Source organism: Hassallia byssoidea VB512170 (genome assembly GCF_000817785.2).
Classification (GTDB): domain Bacteria; phylum Cyanobacteriota; class Cyanobacteriia; order Cyanobacteriales; family Nostocaceae; genus Hassallia; species Hassallia carrinoi.
The window spans coordinates 64979-72976 of record NZ_JTCM02000028.1 but is presented as its reverse complement, the minus strand read 5'-3'; the positions used below and the strand labels follow the sequence as shown (position 1 = coordinate 72976).

4 protein-coding genes and 1 pseudogene are annotated in these 7998 nt (G+C 45.8%); all 5 read left to right on the top strand.

Annotated features, from left to right (window positions below):
- On the top strand, positions 1-1673 hold a 1673-nt coding region (locus PI95_RS14790; RefSeq protein WP_236117070.1), incomplete at its 5' end, for a condensation domain-containing protein.
- Positions 1674-1958, top strand: coding sequence for a hypothetical protein (locus PI95_RS14785; RefSeq protein WP_039754883.1), 285 nt, complete (start codon positions 1674-1676; stop codon positions 1956-1958).
- Positions 1943-3229 (top strand): MFS transporter, encoded by a 1287-nt coding sequence (locus tag PI95_RS14780; protein WP_039754881.1) that lies wholly within the window; start codon positions 1943-1945, stop codon positions 3227-3229. Before PI95_RS14785 ends, PI95_RS14780 begins: the two co-directional genes overlap by 16 nt.
- 79 nt (positions 3230-3308) lie before the next feature.
- A pseudogene (locus PI95_RS14775) lies at positions 3309-3528 on the top strand (MbtH family protein).
- 37 nt (positions 3529-3565) lie between these two features.
- The gene (locus PI95_RS14770; protein WP_052325915.1) at positions 3566-7984 is read left to right on the top strand and encodes a non-ribosomal peptide synthetase family protein; all 4419 of its coding nucleotides are present in this window, start codon (positions 3566-3568) and stop codon (positions 7982-7984) included.
- Positions 7985-7998: the final 14 nt, after the last annotated feature.

Genomic DNA, 7998 nt, shown 5'->3' with positions numbered 1-7998 from the left:
CGAGAACAGCGATTGAAGAGATGCTCGCTGGCATCTGGGCATCGCTGCTGGGTGTAGAACGTGTGGGTGTCTATGATAACTTTTTTGAACTTGGTGGCGATTCTATTCTCACCATTCAAGTAGTTGCCAAAGCCAATCAAGCCGGACTACAACTGACAGTGAAACAACTGTTTGAACGTCAGACGATCGCACAATTAGCAGCAGGTACAACTACTGCGAATCAAGCTGAACAAGGTGTAATGACAGGGACATTGCCGCTAACACCAATTCAGCACTGGTTCTTTGAGCAGAATTTACCTGAGCCAGCACACTGGAACCAAACATTGTTGCTGGAAATGCAACTAGGTATTGAGCCTAATATTTTAGAGCAAGTTGTGCAGCAGTTGCTAGTACATCATGATGCCTTGCGCTTGCGTTTTGAGAGAACAAATTCTGGTTGGCAGCAGAAGAACGCTGCGGTTGACGATCGCATACCATTTACCCGGATAGATTTATCAACACTACCAGAAGCACAGCACAAAACTGCGATTGAAGCAAAAGTCGCAGAACTACAAACTAGCTTAAACCTGTCAAACGGACCAGTGGTGCAAGTTGCTTGGTTGTTTCTTGGCGATCGCTTGCCCAGCCGACTACTAATAGTCATCCACCACTTAGCAGTAGATGTTGTATCATGGCGGATTTTGTTGTCAGACTTGCAAACAGCCTACCAGCAACTCAGTGGCGGCGCAGCGATGCAATTGCCAGCGAAGACCACAGCGTTCAAACATTGGGCGCAACGATTGGCAGAGTATGCACAATCACAACCCTTGGAAAAAGAACTCGGTTATTGGCTAACAGAATCATATGAGCAAGTTGCAAGCATACCAGTAGACTATCCTCTGGGTGCGAACACCGAAGCATCTGCACGCACGGTGTCTGTGTCATTGTCTGTGGAAGAAACTCGTGTATTACTCGAAGAGGTGCCAAAAGCGTACAGCACACAAATCGATGACGTGTTGCTTACAGCCTTGGTGCAGGTGTTAGCTGAATGGACTGGGTCGAACTCTATCCTGTTCAACTTGGAAGGTCATGGACGAGAACACATCTTTGAAAATTTAGATTTATCACGCACTGTGGGATGGTTTAGCACCATCTTTCCAGTGGTGTTAGAGCTACAAGCAACAGACAATCCAGGTGAGACCTTAAAGTCAGTCAAAGAGCAACTGCGTCGGGTTCCGCAGCAAGGTATTGGCTATGGCTTGCTGCGCTATCTCAAAGGCGACGCAGAAATTGCCGCCAAACTAAAAGCCTTACCACAAGCTCAGGTAAATTTCAACTATTTGGGTCAATTCGATCAACTGCTACAAACATCCTCAATTTTCAAAGTTGTCAGTGAATCTACCGAACCAAGCCGTAGCCCGATCGCAAACCGCAGCCATTTGCTGGACGTGAGTGGCTTAATTTTAGAGGGTCAGCTGCGACTGAATTGGACTTACAGTGAGAAAGTGCATCTGGACAGCACAGTTGAGAGTCTAGCACACAAGTTTTTGCAAGCATTGCAAGCGCTGATTGCTCATTGTTTATCTCCTGAGGTTGGAGGTTACACACCTTCAGACTTTCCCGTAGCAGACTTAAGCCAAACAGACCTTGACGAGTTGATTGCACAACTACAACAGGAGGATTTGGATTACTAAATGAAAAAGAATAATTCGGTTTCCCCGTGGAAAAAAAGAGAGAAAAACGAGCAACCTTTTCACAGATATACGCTACAGCTTGCAGATCTCGCACTCAAACCGAGCGGGAATGGAGATATTCGGTATAATAATGATACATTTTTCCCGCTCGGTTTGAGTAAGGTTGCTCGTTTTTCGCGCCCTTTATGCGTCCCCAACGTCCAAGTTCTGGCAGAACAATTGAAACGCTGCATTGAGCAGGCACAGGCAGATAATTTAGCAACCGAAAAATGCGGACTTTTATAATCATCTGGATTGGACAACTGGCATCGCTCCTTGGCTCTGGTCTTACTGGCTTTGCTTTAAGTATATGGGTGTACAAAAATACGAACTCAGTCACTCAGTTTGCGTTGATTTCTTTGTGTACTTTGCTACCGGGCATGATCGTCTCCCCGCTTGCGGGTTACCTTGGGGATCGGCGAGACCGACGCAAGGTAATAATTTTGAGCAATTGTGGAGCTGGGTTGAGCATCCTTTCGATTGCAGTGCTATATTTCATTGGACATCTTGAAATCTGGCATATATACGCAGCAACAGCTGCTAGTTCCGCTTTCAACGCCTTGCAGTGGCCTGCTTATAATGCTGTGATCCCACTGCTTGTACCACCACAGCATTTAGTTCGTGCCAATGGTATGTTCCAACTAGGGCTAGCTGTCTCGCAGCTAATTTCGCCAGTGCTAGGAGGCTTTCTCCTAGTGACCATTCAGATTGAAGGTGTCCTTATACTTGACGGAATTACCTTCGTTTTCTGCCTTGTGATGCTCTTGCTGGTTCGGCTGCCCAAACCTAGAACTACGACAAAAGCCGAAGGGTTGAAAAGCTCAGTGTGGCACGATGCCTTGGTAGGCTGGGATTATATCACAAATCGACCTGGTTTGTTCTGGTTATTGATTCTTAACTGTGTCTACCATTTTGTTGAGGGAACTGCCATTGTGCTATCGACACCACTGTTCCTTTCTTTTACCTCGACCGCTGTACTTGGCACTATGCTGTCCATCGGTGGCAGCGGTATGCTACTCGGCACAGCACTCATCAGCACTTGGGGTGGAGGGAAGCGCCGCATATATAGCGTACTCGGGTTTATGCTGTTGGGCGGGTTATGCATGCTGCTGGCTGGGCTGCGTCGTGACGTTTTGCTGTGTACTGTTGCCATTTTCTTTCACTTCTTCAGTCTGCCGATCGTTGTCAGTGCTAGGCAAGCCATTTTTCAGACCAAAGTTGCGCTTGATGTGCAGGCAAGAGTCTTCGCTTTCAACCGAATGCTGATCGATTTATCCCTGCTGCTTGCTTACCTAAGTGCTGGACCGCTAGCTGACCAAGTGTTTGAGCCGCTGCTTACCATTAATGGACCGTTAGCTGGAAGTGTTGGAAAGATAATTGGTGTCGGACCAGGACGTGGCATTGGCTTGCTGTTCATCCTCATGGGAATGGTCATGATGATAGCAACTGTTACCAGCTATCTTTCTCCGCGCTTGCGACTGGTAGAGTCTGAGCTACCAAATTTTATCCCCCACTAAAGAACTGCCTGTGCCTGCAAGTAAATAGCAAAACAGTGTTGCCATATTAAGCGAACTTTCTGTAATTTTTGGAGTAATTATGAGTTGGAATGACCAAGAAGACACAACTATCTACAAAGTCGTTGTAAATCACGAACAACAGTACTCAATTTGGGCTAGCGAGCGGGAAAATGCACGCTTGTTGGACAGATGTTGGTAAAAGTGGGACAAAGGCAGAATGCCTAGCTTACATAAAAGAAGTGTGGACTGATATGAGACCACTCAGCCTGCGCCGGCAAATGGAAAAATCGGCACAATAAAGCTAAATATTAAATTTATCTTCAGCTAAAGAAATAAATGAAAAAGAATAATATTGAAGACATTTATCAACTATCCCCGGTGCAGCAGGGTATGCTGTTCCACACCCTTTATGCTCCTTCTTCAGGGGTATATTGTCAGCAATTGAGCTGTACTTTTACAGGGAGGCTGGATGTTCAAGCTTTCGATGCAGCATGGCAGCAAGTAGTAGCGCGGCACGTAGTTCTACGAACTGCTTTCATTTGGGAACGCCAAGACCAACCGCTACAGGTGGTGTACCGACAGGTGAAACTACCAGTAGAGATCCATTCTTGGATCGGGCTATCTCCTGATGAGCAGCAACAGCAATTACAAGCGTTTCTTGAGTCCGATCGCCAGCGTGGCTTTCAACTGTCCAAGGCACCACTGATGCGCCTGACCCTAATTCAAATGTCCGAGGACGTGTATCAATTCGTGTGGAGTTATCATCACATACTTATAGATGGGTGGTCACTGCCTTTGGTGTTCAAGGAAGTGCTGGGCTTTTACGAAGCATTATCTCAGAAGCAAGATTTACAACTGCAACCGAGTCGTTCCTACCGCGAGTACATTGCTTGGTTACAGAAGCAGAACTTGGAAGTTGCCAAAGAATTCTGGGGGCAAACACTCAAGGGTTTGACAGCACCAACACCGCTTGTAGTTGATACACAGCAAAAGTCCAGTTTGCAAGAAAGCTATAACGAGCTGCTTCTTGAGCTATCACCAGCAGTAACAACAGCACTGGTGTCTTTGGCACGACAGCATCAACTGACGTTAAACACCTTAGTGCAAGCAGCTTGGGCTTTACTTCTCTCACGATACAGTGGCGAAACCGACGTGGTTTTTGGTGTTACTGTTTCAGGTCGTTCAGCAGCCTTACTCGGCTTGGAATCGATAGTCGGTCTATTTATCAACACCCTGCCCATGCGGGTAAGCGTGCAGGGCGATCGCTCAATTTTTCCTTTGCTGAAGCAAATACAGAAGCAACTCTTTGAAATTAGCCAATATGAGTACAGTCCACTAGTGCAAGTCCAGGAATGGAGCGATGTGCCGCGAGGACAGTCACTGTTTGAAAGTATAGTGGTGTTTGAGAATTATCCCGTAGATGCTGCTTTACAAGAGCAAAATTTGAACCTGCAAATAAGTGATGTTCGTACTTTTGAGAAGACAAACTATCCTCTAACGATAATGGCGGTGCCTGGTGCACAATTGTCTTTACGGTTCATCTACGATGGACAGCGTTTTGACGCTGCGACGATCGCTCGCATGGCGGGTCATTTTCAAACTTTATTAGAAGGGATTATTGCCAATCCCGATCAACAGCTATCAGATATACCGCTACTGAATGCCGCAGAACTTGATCAAATACTGGTGGAATGGAACAAAACCCAAGCAGATTATCCCAAACAACTGTGTATCCATCAGCTGTTTGAGCAACAGGTAGAAAAGACGCCGGATGCGGTAGCGGTGGTGTTTGAAGACAAGCAACTCACCTACCGCGAGCTTAACACGTCATCAAATCAATTAGCGCACCACCTACAGAGATTAGGTGTGGGACCGGAAGTGTTGGTCGGTCTGTGCGTAGAGCGATCGCTGGAAATGGTTGTGGGACTGCTGGGCATTCTCAAGGCGGGTGGAGCGTATATGCCGTTAGACCCTGCCTATCCACGCGATCGCTTGACATTTATGCTAGAAGATGCTAATGTGCCAGTGCTGCTAACCCAAGAGCGGTTGATGGCAACATTGCCGGAACATAAAGCTAAGGTAGTATGCTTGGATGCCGACTGGCAAGAGATTGCTCAAGAAAGCGAAGGCAATCCGTACAGCAAGGTAACACCCGAAGACTTGGCTTACGTAATTTACACGAGCGGCTCCACTGGCAAACCAAAAGGAGTTCAAATTCTGCATGGTGCTTTAGTTAACTTCTTAAATGCCATGCGCCTTACTCTAGAACTAAACCAGAAAGATACCCTCCTATCAGTTACCACATTATCTTTTGATATTGCCGCACTGGAATTGTACCTACCGCTGATTGTGGGCGCTCGTTTAGTAGTAATCAGCCGCGAAGTTGCCACTGATGGAACCGAGTTATTAAAGCGTCTGTCATCTGAGGGTGCTACAATTATGCAAGCCACTCCAGCAACTTGGCGGCTGCTTCTAGCATCAGGATGGCAAGACAGCAGGCAATTGAAAATTCTCTGCGGTGGTGAAGCACTCAAGCGCGAACTCGCCAATCAGTTGCTTGAACGGGGCATTGAACTGTGGAACCTATACGGTCCTACAGAAACCACCATTTGGTCAGCTGTCCACAAGGTAGAGACTCTCAACAGTGCTTCTTCAGCTGACGGCATCGTTTCTATCGGTCGCCCAATTGCCAACACGCAATTTTACATTTTAGACAAACACGAAAAGCCAGTTCCTGTGGGAGTTCCTGGAGAACTACACATCGGTGGTGTATCTTTAGCCCGTGGTTATCTCAATCGACCAGAACTTACATCTGAAAAGTTCATTCTCAACCCTTTTAACAACAAGGCTGGGGAACGCTTGTATAAAACTGGGGACTTGGTTCGCTACCAGGAAAATGGTAACATAGAGTACCTGGGGCGGATTGACGAACAAGTGAAAATACGGGGCTACCGGATTGAACTGGGAGAAATTGAAGCTTTACTCAACCAACACCCAAATGTGCGAGAAACTGTGGTCATCGCCAAAGAAAACATTCCAGGCGATCGACGTTTAGTAGCCTACATTGTCCCGCATCAAGAGCAGATACCCACAATTAGTGACCTGCGCTCCTTCCTAAAACAAAAACTACCTGAATTTATGGTACCTAGTGCTTTCGTGGTGCTGGATACCCTACCACTGACGCCCAACGGCAAAGTGAACCGCAAGGCACTACCAGATCCTGAGTCGGCACAACCCGAACTAGAAAAAACTTTTGTAGCTCCCCGCACACCAACCGAGGAGGCACTGGCTGAAATCTGGACTCAAGTGCTTCGACTTGAGCTTGTAGGTGTCAATGACAATTTCTTTGACCTTGGTGGTCATTCCCTTACAGCTACTCAACTGGTCTTCCGCGTACAAAATACATTCAAAATAAAATTGTCCTTACACGCTTTGCTCGAAACACCTACAGTTGCGGGGATGGCTCAAGCCATTGATAATGTTCGTGACTGCAAACCGACTCCACCTGCTACAATATCTGTCACGGATCTCAATGCAGAAGCTGTTTTAGATGATACAATTCGTCCCGCCAACATACCCGTTGAGCAGATCGCAGAGCCAGCACGTATTTTTCTAACTGGAGCAACAGGCTTTCTGGGAGCTTTTTTACTCTATGAACTCCTACAGCAGACCAATGCTGACATTTATTGCTTGGTACGCTCCTCTAATGTGGAAGAAGGCAAAAAGAAGATACAAGCAAATCTTGAATCCTACTCACTTTGGAATGAATGTTTTAGTTCCAGAATTATCTTAGTTATAGGAGATTTATCTCAGCCACTTTTTGGTCTTTCCAATCAACAATTTCAATTGTTGGCAAGTACAATAGATGTGATTTATCATAATGGCGCATTAGTTAATTTCGTTGATCCATACCCTAAACTTAAGGCAGCTAATGTTCTTGGAACTCAAGAAGTCCTGAGATTGGCAAGCCAAATACAAGTGAAGCCTGTACATTATATTTCTACCTTTTCCGTTTTTGCCTTAGTGGACTTCACTAAAGATCGGGTATTCCGAGAAAATGACTCTTTAGATCATGGTGGTAGTCTTGTTGGTGGCTACCAGCAGAGTAAATGGGTTGCTGAAAAGTTAGTAACAATTGCACGCACTAGAGGACTTCCTGTCTGTATCTATAGACCGGGAAGAGTATCAGGACACAGCCAAACAGGAATCTGTAAGACAGATGACTTAATCTCCAGAATGATCAAAGGCTGCATTCAACTCGGAAGTGTTCCAGACTTAAACACAATGATGGATATGACTCCTGTGGACTATGCAAGCAAATCTATCATCTATTTATCAAGGCAGAAAAAATCACTGGGGGAAAACTTTCATATTTTTAATCCCCACCCTGCCTACTGGAACAACCTTGTCACTTGGATTCGCTCTTTTGGTTACTCGCTTCAACAAATTTCGTATGACAAGTGGCGAGCTGAACTGCTGAAGGTTGCTGAACATTCTCCAGATAATGCATTGTATCCACTAATACACACATTTAACGAGGAAGCAGCTGATGGTAACTCAGTAAAGGTACAGTTCGACACTCAAAATACGCTCGATCACCTTGTAGGAACCTCTATCAACTGTCCACAAATAAGCGCTGAATTACTTAGTACCTACTTATCATACTACATTCGTAGTGGTTTTTTGGAGGCTCCGCAGCAGATTGATAAAGTTGGATATTCTTTAAATAAAGCACCTGGAGGTATTACTAGATAGCGATATCATAGGGC